General features: G+C 68.5%; 16 protein-coding genes. 8 read left to right on the plus strand and 8 right to left on the minus strand.

Annotated features, from left to right (window positions below; genetic code table 11):
- Positions 1-16 precede the first annotated feature (16 nt).
- From gyrB to dnaA, 6 genes are all read right to left on the minus strand, one after another.
- Positions 17-1990, minus strand: coding sequence for a DNA topoisomerase (ATP-hydrolyzing) subunit B (gene gyrB / locus IFT77_RS12335; protein ID WP_192170126.1), 1974 nt, complete (start codon positions 1988-1990; stop codon positions 17-19).
- Positions 1991-2155: 165 nt separating this feature from the next.
- Positions 2156-2737, minus strand: a complete 582-nt coding sequence (locus IFT77_RS12340) for a DUF721 domain-containing protein (RefSeq protein WP_371741043.1) — start codon at positions 2735-2737, stop codon at positions 2156-2158.
- Positions 2734-3984, minus strand: a complete 1251-nt coding sequence (recF, locus tag IFT77_RS12345) for a DNA replication/repair protein RecF (protein WP_192170127.1) — start codon at positions 3982-3984, stop codon at positions 2734-2736. The genes IFT77_RS12340 and recF overlap by 4 nt, the downstream gene beginning before the upstream one ends.
- A gap of 15 nt (positions 3985-3999) precedes the next feature.
- Positions 4000-4884, minus strand: a complete 885-nt coding sequence (gene gnd / locus IFT77_RS12350; RefSeq protein WP_192040492.1) for a phosphogluconate dehydrogenase (NAD(+)-dependent, decarboxylating) — start codon at positions 4882-4884, stop codon at positions 4000-4002.
- A 56-nt stretch (positions 4885-4940) separates the two neighbouring features.
- Positions 4941-6089, minus strand: coding sequence for a DNA polymerase III subunit beta (gene dnaN, locus IFT77_RS12355; RefSeq protein WP_133739079.1), 1149 nt, complete (start codon positions 6087-6089; stop codon positions 4941-4943).
- Positions 6090-6579: 490 nt separating this feature from the next.
- Positions 6580-7995, minus strand: a complete 1416-nt coding sequence (gene dnaA, locus IFT77_RS12360; protein WP_192040490.1) for a chromosomal replication initiator protein DnaA — start codon at positions 7993-7995, stop codon at positions 6580-6582.
- Between the two features lie 307 nt (positions 7996-8302).
- Between dnaA and rpmH the strand changes: the two genes are divergently transcribed.
- The 8 genes from rpmH to IFT77_RS12400 all read left to right on the plus strand — a co-directional run bounded on the left by rpmH (position 8303) and on the right by IFT77_RS12400 (position 13844).
- A complete protein-coding gene (gene rpmH / locus IFT77_RS12365; protein WP_123356527.1) occupies positions 8303-8440 on the plus strand; it encodes a 50S ribosomal protein L34 in 138 nt (45 codons plus the stop codon).
- Between the two features lie 8 nt (positions 8441-8448).
- Entirely contained in the window at positions 8449-8784 is a 336-nt protein-coding gene (gene rnpA, locus IFT77_RS12370; RefSeq protein ID WP_123547399.1) for a ribonuclease P protein component, read from the plus strand.
- Entirely contained in the window at positions 8781-9143 is a 363-nt protein-coding gene (gene yidD, locus IFT77_RS12375; RefSeq protein ID WP_123547398.1) for a membrane protein insertion efficiency factor YidD, read from the plus strand. Before rnpA ends, yidD begins: the two co-directional genes overlap by 4 nt.
- 10 nt (positions 9144-9153) lie before the next feature.
- A complete protein-coding gene (gene yidC / locus IFT77_RS12380; RefSeq protein WP_133739077.1) occupies positions 9154-10116 on the plus strand; it encodes a membrane protein insertase YidC in 963 nt (320 codons plus the stop codon).
- A gap of 95 nt (positions 10117-10211) precedes the next feature.
- Positions 10212-10811 (plus strand): R3H domain-containing nucleic acid-binding protein, encoded by a 600-nt coding sequence (locus IFT77_RS12385; protein WP_244638746.1) that lies wholly within the window; start codon positions 10212-10214, stop codon positions 10809-10811.
- Positions 10812-10818: 7 nt separating this feature from the next.
- Positions 10819-11469, plus strand: coding sequence for a 16S rRNA (guanine(527)-N(7))-methyltransferase RsmG (gene rsmG, locus IFT77_RS12390; RefSeq protein ID WP_192040489.1), 651 nt, complete (start codon positions 10819-10821; stop codon positions 11467-11469).
- A 462-nt stretch (positions 11470-11931) separates the two neighbouring features.
- The gene (locus tag IFT77_RS12395; RefSeq protein WP_192041354.1) at positions 11932-12882 is read left to right on the plus strand and encodes a ParA family protein; all 951 of its coding nucleotides are present in this window, start codon (positions 11932-11934) and stop codon (positions 12880-12882) included.
- Positions 12882-13844 (plus strand): ParB/RepB/Spo0J family partition protein, encoded by a 963-nt coding sequence (locus IFT77_RS12400; RefSeq protein WP_192040488.1) that lies wholly within the window; start codon positions 12882-12884, stop codon positions 13842-13844. Before IFT77_RS12395 ends, IFT77_RS12400 begins: the two co-directional genes overlap by 1 nt.
- A 424-nt stretch (positions 13845-14268) precedes the next feature.
- Here IFT77_RS12400 and IFT77_RS12405 read toward each other — a convergent pair whose 3' ends face one another.
- A complete protein-coding gene (locus IFT77_RS12405) occupies positions 14269-15228 on the minus strand; it encodes a D-alanine--D-alanine ligase (RefSeq protein ID WP_192040487.1) in 960 nt (319 codons plus the stop codon).
- Between the two features lie 65 nt (positions 15229-15293).
- On the minus strand, positions 15294-16601 hold the full coding sequence (locus IFT77_RS12410) for a PLP-dependent aminotransferase family protein (RefSeq protein ID WP_123547391.1): 1308 nt from the start codon (positions 16599-16601) through the stop codon (positions 15294-15296).
- Between the last annotated feature and the right edge of the window lie 69 nt (positions 16602-16670).

The following is a 16670-nucleotide window of genomic DNA, read 5'->3' on the forward strand; positions in this document are numbered from 1 at the left end:
TCAGCCGTCGCACGCGTCAGATGTCGAGGAAGCGGACGTCTTTCGCGTTCTGCTGGATGAAGTTGCGTCGTGACTCGACGTTCTCGCCCATGAGCGTGTCGAAGATCGTGTCGGCCGCCGCGGCGTCCTCCAGGGTCACCTGCAGCAGGGTGCGCGTGTCGGGGTCCATGGTGGTCTCCCACAGCTCCTTGTAGTCCATCTCGCCGAGGCCCTTGTAGCGCTGGATCGCGTTCTCCCTGGGGATGCGCTTGCCGGCGGCCTTGCCCGAGACGAGGACGGCGTCACGCTCGGCGTCGCTGTACACGTACTCGTGCGCGGCGTTGCTCCACTTGAGCTTGTAGAGCGGCGGCTGCGCGAGGTAGACGTAGCCGAGGTCGATCAGCGGACGCATGTACCGGAACAGCAGCGTCAGCAGCAGGGTCGTGATGTGCTGGCCGTCGACGTCGGCGTCGGCCATCAGCACGATCTTGTGGTACCTGGCCTTGTCGGGGTCGAAGTCCTCGCCGATGTCGGCGCCGAACGCCTTGATCATCGCCTGGACCTCGTTGTTGCCGAGCGCGCGGTCGAGCCGCGCCTTCTCGACGTTGAGGATCTTGCCTCGGAGGGGCAGGATCGCCTGCGTCTCGGGGTTGCGGCCCTGGACGGCCGAGCCGCCGGCCGAGTCGCCCTCGACGATGAAGATCTCGCTGCGCGACGGATCCTTGCTCTGGCAGTCCTTGAGCTTGCCGGGCATGCCGTTCGACTCGAGCACGCCCTTGCGCCGCGTCTGCTCGCGCGCCTTGCGGGCGGCCATGCGCGCCTGCCCGGCCAGGATGCCCTTGCGGACGATCTCGGCGGCCTGCTTGGGGTTGCGGTCGAACCAGTCGGTGATCTGGTCGAAGGTGACCTTCTGCACGAACGACTTCGCCTCGGTGTTGCCGAGCTTGGTCTTGGTCTGGCCCTCGAACTGCGGCTCGCCGAGCTTGATCGAGATGACGGCGGTCAGGCCCTCGCGGACGTCGTCGCCCGTGAGGTTGTCGTCCTTCTCCTTGAGCAGGTTCTTCTCGCGCGCGTACCGGTTGATGAGCGTCGTGAGGGCCGCCCGGAAGCCCTCTTCGTGGGTGCCGCCCTCGTGGGTGTTGATCGTGTTGGCGTAGGTGTGGACGCTCTCCTGGTACGAGGTGTTCCACTGCATGGCGACCTCGAGCGAGATCTTCTTCTCGGTGTCCTCCTGCTCGAAGGCGAGGATGTCGTCGTGCACCGTCTCGACCTTCTTGGCCGCGTTCAGGTACTGGACGTAGTCGACCAGGCCCTTCTCGTAGTGGAAGACGTCGTGTCGGGGCTCGGCGTCGTCGGGCTGCGGGCGCTCGTCGCTGAGCTCGATCCGCAGGCCCTTGTTGAGGAACGCCATCTGCTGGAACCGGGTGCGGAGCGTCTCGTAGTCGAACTCGACCGTCTCGAAGATCTCGGCGTTGGGCCAGAAGGTGATCGTCGTGCCGGTGGTGTCGTCCTCCTCGCCCTTGGCGAGCGGCGCGACGGGGACGCCGTCGGTGAAGCTCTGGCGGTAGACGTTGCCCTGTCGACGGACCTCGACGTCGAGCTCGCTCGAGAGCGCGTTCACGACCGAGCTGCCGACGCCGTGCAGGCCGCCGGAGACCGCGTAGCCGCCGCCGCCGAACTTGCCGCCGGCGTGCAGCACCGTGAGGACGACCTCGACGGTCGACCGGCCCTCGACGGGGTGGACGTCGACGGGGATGCCACGGCCGTTGTCGACGACGCGGACGCCGCCGTCTTCTCGCATGGTGATCTCGATGTGGTCGCACCAGCCGGCCAGGGCCTCGTCGACCGAGTTGTCGACGATCTCGTAGACCAGGTGGTGCAGACCGCGCGGGCCCGTCGAGCCGATGTACATGCCCGGACGCTTGCGCACCGCCTCGAGACCCTCGAGCACCTGGATCGCGCTGGCGCCGTAGGAGTCGTCGGGCTGGGCGTCGGCGGGGTTCGGTGTCATGTTCGCGGGGGCTCCTGGCGTCTGGGACGAGGGTCGTCGCCCGGCCGCGACCTCGCTGAGGACGGCTCGCGGACGACCTTGTGAGTCTACCGCAGGCCTGTCCCCCACGGGGCGAATTCCGCCCTCAGAGGGATTTTCCCGAGCCGGGTGGACGATTCACCCTCCCTAGCCGTAGGTATCGCGAGGGCCACGCCCTGGGACCGATCTGGGGCCGCGTTTCCAGGACGGGGCGTTGGGTGCCAGGAAACGCACCGACTGGATGCCGGCGTCGGGGTAGCGCTGGACGATCGTCGTGGTCACCGTGCCGCGCATCAGGCGCAGCTGCGTCGCCCACGCCGTCGAGTCGCACTGCACGGTCAGGGTGCCGTCGTCGATGGACACCGGGTGCGAGTGCGCGGACAGCTCGTCGCCGACCATGTCGGGCCACGCCGCCATGAGGTCGGACTGCGCCAGGGGCGACTTCCAGCCCAGCTCGGACGTGACGCTCGCGAGCACGTCGGCGATGCCGCGGGGCTCACGTCCCGTGCCGAAGGGCTGGCTCGGCGAGCCGAGCTTGATGGCCTTCCGCCGCCGGCCGTCGCGCGAGCGTCCGTTCGGGTCCCCGAAGACGCGGCGGAACCTCAGGTAGACGCGCTGCGCCTCGTCGTCCGGCAGCGGCTCGGGGGGCGCAGGAGGCGGCGGTCCCGTCGTCGAGGAGGGCGCCTCCTCCGCGGGGCGCGCGGTCGGGTCGTCGTCGTCGGCGTTCACGACGGGTCCGCGGTCGCGCCCGCGGCGTCGGTGGGTGCCGCCGTGTCCGCGGTCGTGGTCACGGTCGCGGCCGTGACCTCTGCCGTGTCCGACTCCTCGACGATGGTGCCCGCGGAGATGCGGACGGTGTGCGCGGCCAGCCGGTCGGGCACGTCCTCCTCGACCGCCGCGGTGATGAGCACCTGCTCGTAGTCGGCCACGGCGTCGGCCAGTCGCTCGCGCCGGGACCCGTCGAGCTCGGCGAACACGTCGTCGAGCACGATGACGGGGTCGCCCGTCGTCGCCTCGGCGCGGACGACGGCCGCCGACGCGAGCTTCAGGGCGAGGGCGAACGACCAGGACTCGCCGTGGCTCGCGTAGCCGCGGGCAGGGAGGCCGTTGAGCGAGAGGAAGAGGTCGTCGCGGTGCGGCCCGACGAGCGTGAGGCCACGGTCGAGCTCGCTGGGCCGGACCCGGGCGAGCGCTTCGCGGAACACGTCGGCGACCTCGGCCGGCGCCACCTGCTCGGTGGGCGCCTCCGGCGCCGGGGCGTCGTCGTCGACCGTCGCGCCCCGGATGCTCAGGACGGTCGAGAGCCGTGCCGCGTGGTCCTCGCCCGCGACGGCGGCGTACGAACGAGCCACCTCGGGGGCGAGATCGGCGACGAGCCGCTCGCGTGCGACGACGATCTCCGTGCCCAGCGCCACGAGGCGCTCGTCCCAGATGTCGAGGGTGCCGAGCTGACCCGCCTTGACGCCGGAGGCGCGGGCCGACTTGAGGAGCGTGTTCCGCTGGCGGAGCACCCGGTCGTAGTCCGTCTGGACCCCGGCGAACCGGGGCGCCCGGGTCACGAGCAGCTCGTCGAGGAACCGGCGACGGCCCGACGGCTCCCCGCGCACGAGCGCGAGGTCCTCCGGAGCGAACAGCACGCTGGTGAAGTAGCGCGGCAGCTCGCGGGGCTTGATCGCGCTGCGGTTGACCTGGGCGCGGTTGGCGCCGGTGCGGTTGATCTGCACCTCGGCGAGGAGCTCGCGACCCTCTGACTCGAGGCGCGCCCTCACGATCGCCGAGTCCGTGCCCTGTCGGATCATCGCGGCGTCGGACGAGACGCGGTGCGACCCGAGGGTCGCGAGGTAGCCGAGCGACTCGACCAGGTTGGTCTTGCCCTGGCCGTTCCGGCCGATGAAGAGGTTGGGCCCGCGCGCGAGCGCGACTTCGGCGGAAGCGTAGTTCCGGAAGTCGGTCAGGCTCAGATGGAGTACTCGCACGCGGGCCGGAGGCGACTAGGCCTTCTTGACCGCGTGGCCGCCGAACTGGTTGCGCAGGGCGGCGACGGCCTTCATGGTGGGCGAGCCCTCGCCCTGACGCGACACGAAGCGCGCGAAGATCGACGCGCTCAGCGCCGGCATCGGCACGGCGTGGGCGATGCCCTCCTCGAGCGTCCAGCGGCCCTCGCCGCTGTCCTCGACGTAGCCCGAGAGAGCGTCGAGCTTCGGGTCGGCGTCCAGCGCGAGGACCATGAGCTCGAGCAACCAGGAACGGACGACCGTGCCGCGCTGCCATGCCTTGAAGACGGCGGGGACGTCCTCGACGAGGCCCTTGGCCTCGAGGAGCTCGTAGCCCTCGCCGTACGCCTGCATGATCGCGTACTCGATGCCGTTGTGGACCATCTTGGCGTAGTGGCCTGCGCCGACGGCGCCCGCGTGGCTGAAGCCCTCCTCGCGGGGGCCCTCAGGGCGCAGCGCGTCGAAGACGGGCATCGCGCGCTCGACGTCGGCGGAGTCGCCGCCGACCATCAGGCCGTACCCGTTCTCGAGGCCCCACACGCCGCCGGAGACGCCGGCGTCCATGTAGCGGATGCCCTTGGCGTCGAGGAGGGTCGCGTGGACCTCGTCGTCGAGCCACTTCGAGTTGCCGCCGTCGATGACGAGGTCGCCGGGCTCGAGGACCTCGCCGAGGTCCTTGATGACGGCGTCCGTGATCTGGCCGTGGGGGACCATCACCCAGACGAGGCGAGGCGACGGGAGCGCCTGGGCCAGGGCGCCCAGGTCGGCGACGTCGGAGACCGCGGGGTTGGCGTCGTAGCCGGTCACCTCGATGCCTGCGTTGCGCAGGCGAGCGCGCATGTTGTTGCCCATTTTGCCGAGACCGACGAGGCCGATGTGCATGAGGATCCTTCGTTCTGTGGAGGCGTCGATCGTGGCGCCTCCGTCGTGTCGCGCTGTCAGCGCAGGAGGAGGTTGGGCTGCAGCAGGTAGCGGTAGCTGTCAGCCCCCGCCTGGTCCTTGGAGGACTGACTGGTGATCAGCACAGGACCGGGCTTGTTCGGGTTCTCCGTCTTGGTGAAGGAGATCCGCACGAACTCGGAGTGGACGGCTCCGAGGCCGTCGAGGAGGAACTGGGGCTTCAACGAGACCACCGTGTCCTCTCCCGTCAACAACGCGTCGATCGACTCTGATGCCTGCGCTTGTTCGCTGCCGACCGCCTCGAGGGTGAGGCCGTCGATCGTGAACGTGAACCTGAGGGCCGCCTCGCGCTCGAGCACGAGCGAGACGCGGCGGATGGACTCGACGAGCTCGGCGGTGTTGATCACCGCGAAGTTCTCGACGGTCTCGGGGAAGAGCCGCTTGACCGGGGGGAAGTTGCCCTTGATCAGCAACGACGTCACGGTCTTGTCGCCGGCCTGGAACGCGATCAGCTCGCGGTCGTCGCTGCCGGTGATCGAGACGGACACGGTGCTGGCGCTGCCGAAGGTCTTGCCGACCTCCTGCAGGGTGCGGGCCGGGACGAGCGCCGTCGTCGTCTCGGTGCTCGCGGCGGTGCCGGGATCGAACTCGATCCCCCGGACGGCGACCCGGTAGCGGTCCGTGGCGACGAGCGACAGGGCGTTCTCGGTGACCTCGAGCTGCACGCCCGTGATGACCGGTGTCACGTCGTCGCGGGAGGCGGCGACGGCGACCTGGGAGATGGCCAGCGAGAAGGCGTCCCCGGGCACGACCCCCGAGCGCTCGCCGACCGTGGGCAGCGTCGGGTACTCCTCGACGGGCATGCTCAGCAGCGAGAAGTTGGCAGAGCCGCAGCTCACCGCGATGCGGTTCTCGTCGGTCGAGAAGGTCACGGGAGCGTTGGGCAGGCGGTTCGCGATGTCGGCGAGGAGGCGCCCCGAGACGAGGATCGTGCCGGGCTCGTCGACCTCTGCCGCGATGCTCGTCTGGGCCGAGACCTCGTAGTCGAACGACGAGAGCGTGAGCCCGTCGGCATCCGCCTCGATCAGCACGCCGCTGAGGATCGGCAGCGTCGTCCGCTGGGGCAGGAGCTTCACGGCGAAGGAGACGGCATCGCTGAAGACGTCGCGGTTGACCTGGAACTTCACGCGGGGACCCCTGTTCGACTACTCGCTCGTGGATGGCCCGCCAATACTGCCACAGCGAGGAGGCGGGCGGTCCCGGGCCCGAGGACCGCCGCCGGCTGTCCACAAGGTTGTCTCTCCAACAATTTCTTGTAATCAGGATTAACAGTCTTAACCGTTGTGCACAGTGTGGATAACCTGTTTAAAACCCCGAGGCCAGAGGGAACTACACGTTTGTGACTTGTGCACGGAGTGTGGACTCGACGGGGTGATCGGGCGACGTCCTCTCTGTCCGCCGAGGTCGGTTCCCACAGGCCCGAGCGATCCGTGAACACCCGAGCTGTAGTTGTCCACGTCTTTCCACAAGTTATCCACACTGTGGGATCGATGGCTGTCCCCAGGTGCTGCAGGCCGCCTCCTGCGGGCTCGTGCACGCACGAACGGGCGCCGACCCGAGGTCGACGCCCGTCCGGGGCACGCAGCGAGGAGGCGCCGGCACAGCGCCTCGACTCGCCTACTTGTAGCGGGTGTCCTGCTTGATCCGGCTCGTCAGCTCGGTCACCTGGTTGTAGATCGAGCGGCGCTCCTTCATGAGCTCGCTGATCTTCTTGTTCGCGTACATGACCGTGGTGTGGTCGCGGTTGCCGAAGAGCTGGCCGATCTTGGGGAGGGACAGGCTGGTCAGCTCGCGGCAGAGGTACATCGCGATCTGTCGAGCCGTGGCGATCGCCTGCGAGCGGGACGACCCGTAGAGGTCGTCGACCGAGAGCTTGAAGTAGTCGGCGGTGTGGTTGATGATGTCGACCGGCGCGACGATGTTGTCCTCGTCGAGGGTGATCAGGTCCTTCAGGACGGTCTGCACGAGGGCCATGTCGACCGCGGTGCGGTTCAGGCTGGCGAACGCCGTGACCCGGATGAGCGTGCCCTCGAGCTCGCGGATGTTGCTCGACACCTTCGTGGCGATGAACTCGAGCACCTCGTCGCGGACCTGCAGCTTCTCGCTCTGCGCCTTCTTGCGGAGGATCGCGATGCGGGTCTCGAGGTCGGGCGCCTGCACGTCGGTGATGAGGCCCCACTCGAACCGCGAGCGCATCCTGTCCTCGAAGCCCGTCAGGTGCTTGGGCGGCAGGTCGCTCGTGATCACGAGCTGCTTGTCGTGGTCGTGCAGGGTGTTGAAGGTGTGGAAGAAGGCCTCCTGCGTCGAGTCCTTGCCCTGCAGGAACTGGATGTCGTCGATCAGGAGGATGTCGATCTCGCGGTACCGCTGCTGGAACAGGTTCGAGCGGTTGTTGGCGATCGAGTTGATGAAGTCGTTCGTGAACTCCTCGCTGCTCACGTAGCGGACCCGGATGCCCGGGTACATCGTCTCGGCGTAGTGGCCGATGGCGTGGAGGAGGTGCGTCTTGCCCAGCCCGGACGAGCCGTAGATGAAGAGGGGGTTGTACGCCTTGGCCGGCGCCTCGGCGACGGCCACCGCCGCGGCGTGGGCGAACCGGTTCGACGCGCCGATCACGAAGTTGTCGAAGCTGTACTTGGGGTTCAGCCGCGAGTCGTTGCGCTTGCCGGTCGACGGCGACTCGACAGGCGTCGGCACGAACGGGGCCTCGATGTAGTGGGCCGGCTCCGACTCCTCGGGCTGCTGGGTGAGGGTGTCGGGCGTGATGTCGGGGTTGACGGTGATGGCGAAGCTCGCGACCGAGGTGTCGCCGAGCGCGGCGATCGACTCGAGCAGCGGGGTGCGGATGCGCTGCTCGAGCATGCCGCGGGTCAGGTCGTTGGGCACCTCGAGGTAGAGGGTGCCGCCCAGCACGCCCTTGGGCTCGACCAGGCTGATGAAGCCGTGCAGCTGAGGAGTGATGCGATCGTCGGTCGTCAGGGTCGCGAGCACGGATCGCCAGAGGTCCTGGACCGGATCGACGGTGTTCGCCACGGGGCTCTTCCTACCTACTTATGCACAGGTTTCTCCACTGGCCGACGAGCGACGTCAGAGCCAGGAACACTGCTACTTCCCCAGAACTACGCGGATGCGGAGCGGGAGGTGCCCACTTTAGTTCGTCGGGCCGCACCCTCCGCAACCGAGGTTGTCAACACTGTGGAGAACTCCGGGGAGGGCTGTCGTTTGACCGCAGGACAGAAGCCGCGTACTTTTAATCAGTTGAATCCCAGCCGACTCGGCTGACGAAGACTTCTCGGATCACGGCACCAGGCCAGGTCCGCATCCCCCTGGAGAGAACACCATGAGCAAGAGAACGTTCCAGCCGAACAACCGCCGCCGCGCCAAGAAGCACGGTTTCCGTGCTCGCATGCGCACCCGTGCCGGTCGCGCCATCCTGGCGCACCGCCGCGGCAAGGGCCGCACCGAGCTCTCCGCGTAGCAGCCTCCGTGTTGGCCCGGGCCAACCGGATCGTCCGCGCAGACGACTACCGCAACACAGTGCGCCGTGGCCGCAAGTCGGGCACGGCGCACTCGGTCGTCTACGTGCGTCGTCGAGACGACGACCTGGTCCGGTTCGGCTTCATCGTGGCCAAGACGGTCGGCAACGCCGTGGCGCGCAACACCGTCCGTCGTCGGCTCAAGCACGTGTGCCACGACATCCTCCCGGGGGTGCCCCCGGGCACCGACGTGGTCGTCCGGGCACTGCCAGGCAGCCTCGACGTTCCGTGGTCTACCCTGCTCAGGGACATCTCGGGGGTCGTCGACAAGGTCGTGGGACAGTGAAGCAAGCGGTGCAGTTCGTGACGTTGCTGCCGCGCAACGTGTGCGTCGTGCTGCTCCGCGCCTACCGGGCCGTCGTCTCTCCCCTCTACGGCGAGGTCTGCCGGTACCACCCGTCCTGCTCGCGGTACGCGCTCGAGGCCATCCAGCAGCACGGCGTCGTGCGGGGCTCGGCTATGGGCGCGTGGCGGATCGGCCGCTGCAACCCCTGGGCCGCAGGCGGCATCGACGACGTGACCCCGCCCCGGCGACAGAAGTACACCACCACGGCCTTCGGCTTCGTGGTCCCTCGATCCGACGTGGTCGCGCCCGCCCCGAGCGGCGTTCCCCGTCTCATCGTCCAGAGCCACGGAAAGGGCTGACCCGAACACCATGGACTTCATCGGAACCATCCTCTGGCCCCTCAGGTGGGTCGTCGAGGCGATCCTCGTGGGCTTCCACAACGTGCTCACCGCGCTCGGCATGGACACGGCCGCCGGCAGCACCTGGGTCCTGTCGATCGTCGGCCTCGTGCTCGTCGTCCGAGCTGCCCTCATCCCGATCTTCGTCCGCCAGATCAAGAGCCAGCGACGCATGATGGAGATCGCGCCCCGGCTCAAGAAGATCCAGGACAAGTACAAGGGCAAGCGCGACCAGTTCAGCCGCGAGGCGATGTCGCGCGAGACCATGGCGCTCTACAAGGACACGGGCACGAACCCGCTCAGCTCCTGCCTGCCGCTCCTCATCCAGATGCCGATCTTCTTCAGCCTCTACACGGTGCTGCACAACGCCCAGCAGGACAAGGTCGGCATCGGCCTCCTCAGCCAGGCGCTCTCCACCTCGTTCGGCGAGTCCTCGCTCTTCGGCGCACCGCTCAAGGAGACCTTCCTCGGCGCCACGACCTGGGAGGTCCGGCTGATGGCCGGCATCATGGTCGTCGTCATGACCGCGTCGCAGTTCATCACGCAGCTGCAGATCGTCTCGAAGAACATGTCGCCCGAGACCAAGGCGAGCCCCATGTTCAAGCAGCAGCGGATGCTGCTCTACTTCCTCCCCCTCGTGTTCGTCTTCTCGGGCCTTTCGTTCCCCCTCGGCGTCATGTTCTACTGGCTGACCTCGAACATCTGGACGATGGCGCAGCAGTTCATCGTCATCCGGAACATGCCCACCCCCGGCAGCGAGGCGGCCCTCGCCCGCGAGGAACGTCTCGCGAAGAAGGCCCAGCGCAAGGGCCTCGGGCTCGGCGACATCACCGTCACCGAGATCGAGTCCGCCCCCGCCGTGCCGAAGGCGACGCAGCGCGCGCAGCCCGTCGGCAAGAACCGCGCCAAGAAGCAGAACGGCGCCAAGAAGTAAGCAGCGCCGTGCTCCCCCGGCCTCGTGCGGCGGGAGCAATTCCGGCAGGCGATGCCGGCGACGTGTGACCGATCTACCCGGAAGAGGCGACGAGCATGACCGACAACGACACTGCCGACATGGACACCACCGGCGCAGACCTCCCCGAGGGCACCGCGGCGGTGGCCGAGGAGGCGACGGTCACGGACGACCGGCAGCGCACCTCCGGCGCGTCCGACTCGGTCGACGGGGCCGACGCCGCGTCCGTCATCGACGAGGGCGAGATCGCCGCCGACTACATCGAGGAGCTCCTCGACATCTGCGACTTCGACGGCGACATCGACATCGAGGTCCGCGGCGGCCGGTCGTACATCTCGGTCGACGCCTCCGGCGAGGGGTCGCTGCGGACGCTGTCGAAGCCCGACACGGTCACGGCCCTCCAGGAGCTGACCCGCATCGCGGTGCAGACGAAGACCGGTGAGTTCTCCCGTCTCATCCTCGACATCGGCGGGTCGCGGCAGACCCGCGAGGCCGAGCTCGGGGCCATGGTCGACCGGGCCGTCGAGCGTCTCGAGGAGGGCGCCGAGGCGGCGTCCCTGCCGCCCATGTCGTCGTACGAGCGCAAGCTGGTGCACGACATCGTCGCCGCCCGCGGGTTCGTCTCGGAGTCCGAGGGCGAGGGCCGCGACCGGCACACCGTCATCAAGCGCGGCTGAGCCGATCGTGAGCACCGACCAGGCGGGCCTCCTCGAGGCAGAGCCCGCCGTCGCGCGGGAGATCTTCGGCGACCGCCTCGAGATCGTCCGACAGTTCACCGCCGACCTCGCCCAGCACGGCGAGGAGCTCGGGCTGATCGGACCCCTCGAGCTCCCCCGCTTGTGGACACGTCATGTGGTCAACTCCGGGCTGGTCGCGCCGCTGCTCCGATCGGGTGCACGTGTGGGAGACATCGGCTCCGGCGCGGGCCTGCCCGGCCTGGTGCTGGCAGCCGCGCGCCCGGACACGACGCTCCTGCTCATCGAGCCGATGGAGCGACGGACCGACTGGCTCTCCGCCGAGGCCGAGCGTCTCGGCCTGACCAACGTCGAGGTGATCCGGGCCCGCGCGGAGGACGTCGAGCTCGACGCCTGGCTCGACCAGGCGACCGCGCGTGCCGTGTCGGCGCTGACCAAGCTGATCCCGCTGACGGCCCGACTCGTGCGGACCGGCGGCGAGCTGATCCTGATGAAGGGCGCGCGCGTCGACCAGGAGGTCGAGGCGGCCCGCAAGGTCATCGCCCGGACGCACCTGGTGGACGTCGAGGTGCTCGAGCTCGGCGTCGGGGTCGTCGACCCCGCGGAGACGACCCGGGTGTTCAGAGCTACCCTCGACTGACGAGAGTCGAGGAGGCGCTGGCCGGCTCCACAGGAAGCGATCTGAGCGCCGCGGGTGATCCACCATCAGACACGTCGCCGCTCACGGTCTGAGATTGGCCGTCTCGTCGATCGGGGCGCATATTGCATTTGATCAGGGCATTTATTGCTATTCGCTGATCTCGAGCTGATCTCGGTGTTCTCGGGTCCGGGGCACGAAAACTCGTCCGGCATGGCTCGTCCTGGGGGTCGGGACGAGTTGCCGGCGACCTGCTCGACGCGCCTGCGACACAGTTATGCACATGTTGGCGAGCCTGTGCACAAACATGTCTCGCGCTCGTCCTGCACATCCCGCGCCGGCATTCACGCCTCGTTTCACGTGAAACGCGGACACGCTCGGAGGGGCTCCGATGCCTGTCAGCACCACCCGGCGAGATAGAGTGGAGGCTCGGCTCAGCAGTGATGATCATCGTCGATCGTGACCATGCGCGAGGCCGTTTCACGTGAAACACAGCGATGCGGAGATCCCCCGGTGAGTTCATCCACGGAGTACGACGACAGCACTCCTCTGGCGCGCGAGCTCGCTGATCTCCGGCGCCGGCGTGAGGCGCTCTCGAAGGACCCGCTCCCCGCGCCGGCGAACACACGGATCCTGACCGTCTCGAACCAGAAGGGCGGGGTCGGCAAGACGACGACGACGGTCAACCTGGCCGCCGCCCTCGCTCGGAGCGGGGCTCGGGTGCTCGTGATCGACCTGGACCCACAGGGGAACGCATCGACCGCACTCGGGGTGGAGCACCGTGCGGAGACGCCCAGTGTCTATGACGTGATCGTCAACGAGGGCGACATCTCGGACGTCGTGCAGCAGAGTCCGGAGTTCCCCGACCTGTACTGCGTGCCGGCGACGATCCACCTGGCCGGTGCCGAGATCGAGCTCGTGTCGCTCGTGGCCCGTGAGCAGAGGCTCCGTACGCAGCTCGACGCCTACCTGTCGGCCACGGAGGCGGCGGGTGAGCGGTTCGACTACGTCTTCATCGACTGCCCGCCGTCGCTCGGACTGCTGACCATCAACGCGTTCGTCGCGGCCGGCGAGGTGCTCATCCCGATCCAGTGCGAGTACTACGCGCTGGAGGGGCTCAGTCAGCTGCTCCGCAACATCCAGCTGATCGAGAAGCACCTCAACCCGACCCTCCAGGTCTCGAGCATCCTGTTGACCATGTACGACGGGCGCACGAACCTGGCGCGACAGGTCGTCGCGGATGTGCGCGAGCACTTCCCGGCCGAGGCGCTGGACACTCTCATTCCCCGGTCCGTCCGCATCAGCGAGGCGCCCGGCTATGGTCAGACGGTCATCAGCTACGACACGAACTCACCCGGCTCGATCTCGTACCTCGAGGCCGCAGCAGAACTAGCACGACGAGGAGCACCCCAGTAGTGGCAACCAAGAGAACGGGCCTCGGGCGCGGCATCGGCGCCCTCATCCCCGTGGCAGAAGAAGGCCAGGACAGGCCCGTCGACGTCTTCTTCCCGACAGGACAGCAGACGGCGGACGAGCTGGTGGCGGTGCCGGGCGCTCGACTCGCCAACCTCAACCCGCTCGATGTCGTGCCCAACGCGCAGCAGCCCCGTGCGGAGTTCCGCGAGGAGGAGCTGGCCGAGCTGGTCACCAGCATCCGCGAGGTCGGTGTTCTCCAGCCCATCGTGGTGCGCCCTCTCCCCCGCGACGCCTCCGCCAAGGGTGCCACTGCGGCTCCGCAGTACGAGCTCGTCATGGGTGAGAGACGTCTGCGGGCCACGAAGCAGCTCGGCCTGGCGACGATCCCTGCGATCGTCAAGGAGACCGCCGACGAGTCGATGCTCCGCGACGCCCTGCTCGAGAACCTGCATCGAGCGGAGCTGAACCCGCTCGAAGAAGCCTCGGCCTATCAGCAACTCCTTGCAGACTTCGGCATCACGCAGGAGGAGCTGTCGAGCCGCATCGGCCGCAGCCGGCCACAGATCTCGAACACCCTGCGTCTCCTCCGCCTCCCTGCGAGCGTGCAGCGACGAGTGGCGTCGGGTGTCTTGTCGGCGGGCCATGCCCGGGCCATCCTGTCGACCGGGGATTCGCTCCTGATGGAGCGGCTCGCGGACAAGATCGTCAACGAGGACCTGTCGGTGCGTGCTGCCGAGGCCGCAGCGGCGGGCACGAGCATCAAGCCCCGCACGACCCGGGCTGCCGTGGGTCGGCACCAGGCTCATCTCGACGAGGTCGCCGAGAACCTCGGGGATCGACTCGAGACCAAAGTGAAGGTCAAGATGGGGGCCAGGAAGGGCTCGATCGCCATCGACTTCGCCTCGATGCAGGACCTCAACCGGATCCTCGCTGCTCTGGGGCAGGATCCGTTCTCCCAGTAGCCCTGCCGACCTAGCCGACTCGGTCATGCTCGGTTTCACATGAAACGCCCGCTTTCTCTCCGGTTGAGGCGGGCGTTTCGCCGTATACGCAGTCTCGACCCACCGGGCGATCGGTGTTTCACGTGAAACGCTCCCCTCATTCAAGAAGGGACAGGCGTGGGATACCCGGTGTCTCGCGGCTCGTCGGGTCGCACGTGCACGGCACGCGCTCGCCCGGTCCTGGAGGGAGGGGGGAACTTCGTAGGGAACGATCTCGGGCCGCGTTGGTGCGACGGGCCTTGTGTCTCATCTGCAGGTCTGTGCTCCCGTGAAGGGAGGCTCTCGTGTGCCGATCGAGCTCGAAGCGGCCTGCTCTGCCACTCGTGTTCCACGTGAAACGCACGCGCTCTCGACCGAGAGGACGGGCGTTCCCCGTGAAACGGTGTCACGCGTGGTCGAGGACAGCCTTCTCGGCGAGAGCCGCGTAGACAAGACCGAGCTCGAAGCCGGCGGCATCGAGGGCCATGGGGACCAATGAGGTCTCCGTCAGGCCGGGCAGGACGTTCACCTCGAGGAACCACGGGGTGCCCGCCGCGTCGACGATCAGGTCGACGCGGGAGAGGTGGCGGAGGCCGAGAGCCTGGTGGACCGTCACGGCGGTCTGGGCCGCCGCCTCCTGCGCCCGGGCATCGAGGCGGGCCGGTGTGAAGAACGTCGTCTCGCCTGCGTTGTACCGGGCCTCGAAGCCGTAGACGCCGTTGCGGGGGACGATCTCGACGGCTGGCAGGGCGGACGGACCGTCGCCCGTGTCGATGACGCCGACCGCGACCTCGGTGCCGGTGATCTTCTGCTCGACGATCACGTCGTCGCAGTACGTGTAGGCGTCCACCATCGCACGGGGCAGCTGATCAGCGGATTCGACGACGGTGACGCCCTGCGCCGAGCCACCCCGGGCCGGCTTCACGACGACCGGGACGGGGTGTTCCTCCGAGATCGCGGCGAGCACACCTGCTGCGCCGAGCTCACGGAACGCGTCGTGCGAGAGGGTGATGCCCCGGGGCGTCCGGACCCCGGCGCGGTGCGCCAGCTCCTTGGCGGTGGGCTTGTCCCACGCGAGCCGCGCCGCCGCCGAGCTGCTGCCGACGAACGGGATGTCCAGCGCCTCGAGCAGGCCACGCAGGGCGCCGTCCTCGCCGCTGGCACCGTGCAGCGCGGGCCAGACGACGTCGGGTCGCGTGGTGGTGAGGTGTCCGAGCAGGGAGGCGTCGGGATCACGCAGGTCGACCTCGATGCCGTTCGCGACGAGGCTGTCGACCACGCGCCTCCCCGACCTCAGCGAGACGTCCCGCTCGTGGGAGATGCCCCCGGCCAGCACGGTGACCTTCTTGACGGCGCTCTGAGTCATCGGGGCTCTCTCTCGTGGGTCGGCCACGTGGTCGTCCCGTGGCGGCGTTTCGTCTTAAGTGCTGATCAGTTGGTGTTCGGCGGCGGCGTCGACACACCGGTGCGCATCGTCAGCGGCGAGCCGAGCCGGGCACCGGAGAACGTCGCGAGGAGGTCGAGCTCGCCGTTGACCACGGTCGCGAGCCGGGCGATCCCGGTCCGGATCGACTCGGGCGTCGGGTAGCAGAACGACAGCCGGATGTTCTGGCGGCCACCGCCGTCGGCGAAGAACGCCGTGCCGGGCGTGTACGCGACGAGCTCCTTGACGGCACGGGGCAGCATCGCCTTCGAGTCGAGCTCGTCGGGCAGGGTGACCCAGACGAAGAAGCCCCCGTCGGGCACGGTCCAGCTGAGCGACGGGAGGTACTCCCCCAGCGCCGAGATCATGGCGTCCCGACGCTCGCGGTAGAGGCCGCGGAACGACTCGATCTGACCGCGCCAGTCGGCCTGGTCGAGGTACTCGGTGATGACGAACTGGCCGAACGAGTTCGGCGAGAGCGTCGCGGACTCGTTGGCGAGGATGAGCTTCTCGCGGATGGCGTGCGGGGCGAGGGCCCAGCCGACGCGGAAGCCGGGCGCGAGCGTCTTGGAGAACGAGCCGAGGTAGATGACGCCCTCGTCGTCGACCGAGCGCATCGCCTGGGGGGCCGGCTGGTCGAAGTACAGGAGGCCGTACGGGTTGTCCTCGAGGACGAGGATCCCGGCGTCGCGGCAGATCTCGAGGATCTCGAGCCGGCGGGCCCAGGTCAGCGTCACGCCGGCCGGGTTGTGGAAGTTGGGGATCGTGTAGAGGAACTTGATGGTGCGGCCCTCGGACCTGACCCGCGCGATCGTCTCTCGCAGCGCCTCCGGCACGAGGCCCTCGGCGTCGGTCGCGACGTGCGAGACGTCGGCCTGGTAGGCCTTGAAGACGCCCAGGGCGCCCACGTAGCTGGGCGACTCGGCCAGCACGACGTCGCCCGGGTTGACGAACAGCCGGGTCACCAGGTCGAGGGCCTGCTGGGAGCCGGTGGTCACGACGACGTCGTCGGCGCTGCCCCGGATTCCCTCCATCGCCATGATCTGCATGATGTGCTCCCGGATGGCCGGGGTGCCCTGCCCGGAGCCGTACTGCAGGGCCATCGCCCCGCCGTTCTGCGACATCACGCGGTCGATCGCCCCGGTGACGAGCTCGCGCGGCAGGGCGGAGACGAACGGCATGCCGCCGGCCAGGGAGACGACCTCGGGTCGGCTGGCGACGGCGAAGAGGGCTCGGACCTCGGAGGCGCTCAGGCCGGCCGTGCGGTCGGCGTACGAGTCGTACCACGGGTCGAGGTTGGTGCCCTTGTCGGTCATGTGCGTCCCTGTCGGTCAGAGGTGGTGCGGTTCAGGATATGCCCGGAGCGGCCCGGAGACGGCGAGAGG

The organism is Frigoribacterium sp. CFBP 13729 (assembly GCF_014841875.1).
Classification (GTDB): domain Bacteria; phylum Actinomycetota; class Actinomycetes; order Actinomycetales; family Microbacteriaceae; genus Frigoribacterium.

Coding starts and splice junctions, on each gene's coding strand:
- gyrB (WP_192170126.1), bottom strand. CDS start 1,990: ATGACACCGAACCCCGCCGACGCCCAGCCCGACGACTCCTACGGCGCC.
- gnd (WP_192040492.1), bottom strand. CDS start 4,884: ATGCACATCGGCCTCGTCGGTCTCGGCAAAATGGGCAACAACATGCGC.
- rpmH (WP_123356527.1), top strand. CDS start 8,303: ATGAGCAAGAGAACGTTCCAGCCGAACAACCGCCGCCGCGCCAAGAAG.
- yidC (WP_133739077.1), top strand. CDS start 9,154: ATGGACTTCATCGGAACCATCCTCTGGCCCCTCAGGTGGGTCGTCGAG.
- IFT77_RS12385 (WP_244638746.1), top strand. CDS start 10,212: ATGACCGACAACGACACTGCCGACATGGACACCACCGGCGCAGACCTC.
- IFT77_RS12395 (WP_192041354.1), top strand. CDS start 11,932: ATGCGCGAGGCCGTTTCACGTGAAACACAGCGATGCGGAGATCCCCCG.
- IFT77_RS12405 (WP_192040487.1), bottom strand. CDS start 15,228: ATGACTCAGAGCGCCGTCAAGAAGGTCACCGTGCTGGCCGGGGGCATC.
- IFT77_RS12410 (WP_123547391.1), bottom strand. CDS start 16,601: ATGACCGACAAGGGCACCAACCTCGACCCGTGGTACGACTCGTACGCC.